The 1,312-nt window shown below is 41.2% G+C and carries 1 protein-coding gene; it reads right to left on the bottom strand.

Going from position 1 to position 1,312, the window contains the following annotated elements; all coding sequences use genetic code 11:
* Positions 1–60: 60 nt before the first annotated feature.
* On the bottom strand, positions 61–1,209 hold the full coding sequence (locus tag LPAF129_RS11010) for an ISL3 family transposase (protein WP_244057175.1): 1,149 nt from the start codon (positions 1,207–1,209) through the stop codon (positions 61–63).
* Positions 1,210–1,312: the final 103 nt, after the last annotated feature.

The raw sequence follows: 1,312 nt of genomic DNA, 5'->3' as shown, positions 1-1,312 counted from the left end.
CTGGAGCGTAGCGAGACGGCCCCAGCCACACAGATTTCGCATAGAATTTTGTCTTTTAATTTAAGCATGGATCAGTTTGATTCTAATAAAGAAATGGGACAGACTCCTGAAGCCATAACAGCTACGTTTCAACTCCTTGATTTTCCGATTGACTCCTTCTAAAGGCCCATTAGAGTACTCATACAAGCAGGCATTCCTAATTCCTAAGTAATTCTTTTGAATGGTCCTAATGACAGTATCCATGGCGCTTCCATTTGGCTGGTAATTCATGACTAATTGTTGGAGAGCTGCCCGGTCACGGTTTCGAATGAAGCTTAAGATGGTTTGGTAGTCATGGTAAACCTGTTTAAACCGTGGGAAGGCATCTAGCCCTAAGTCAACTACGTTTTGAGCTGTCATGAATTCATTCAAGCCACGATAATACTTGTTTTCACTAGCACTGATTTGATTTTCATCTTGGTGGAATAAACGCCAGTTGTTTTTTAAAGCTTTATAAGTACGGTCATGGTGGTCAGTCATGCTTTTTAAAGCTTGAAGACGCTCATGATCAAGTGCTCGGCCAGCTAATTGAACGATATGAAAACGATCAAAAACTATTTGTGCCTTAGGAAAAAGGTGACGGACAAAATTTTGATATTGAGCGTTCAGATCCATGGTGACGATTTTGACCTTCTGTCGCTCAGAGAGCGAATAAGTATTGTTGAAATAGTCTTTGATGGTGTTGGAAGACCGGTTCGGTAGTAAGGCAACTAAAGCATGTGTTTTCGCATTAATGCAGATGAAAGAAAAGCAGTTCTGAGTCGAACGAAATTCATCAAAAGATAGTGCTGCCGGTAGTTCTGGCGGTGTAACTAGTGCTCGTTGCCCTTGATATAAAATACGCTGAATTGAAGAAGCTGAGATTCCTACAATCTCGCTGATAGTCTTAACCGGCAGTGATTTTTTAGCTAAAGTGACGATTTCATGCGCAGCTCGATGAGTGATCGAATGATTAGTTGGCGCAATGTCAGTTTGTGCACTAAAAGTACGCTGACAAGAACGGCACAAATAGCGTTGTTTGCGGAGGTTCAAGCGGATTGGTTGTTCACCTATGCTAGGGAACTTCAGTTTAGTTAGACGAGTTCCATTTCGAACTACATCAGTTGATTCACAGTAGATACAGCGTTCGACACGATAAGTTAAGGTCGCAGAAAGTAGTTTTTCGTGCACTCCGGCATCAGAAAGGTTACTACAAGCTGAAATTTCTATATTTTGGTCTTGGATATTGAGTAAATTTAGGATAGAATCATTTTGGGACATCGTTTATACCTCG

This window comes from Ligilactobacillus pabuli (assembly GCF_022836475.1).
Taxonomy (GTDB): domain Bacteria; phylum Bacillota; class Bacilli; order Lactobacillales; family Lactobacillaceae; genus Ligilactobacillus; species Ligilactobacillus pabuli.
Note: the sequence above shows the minus strand (reverse complement) of the source record. Positions and strands in the feature narration are given on the sequence as shown.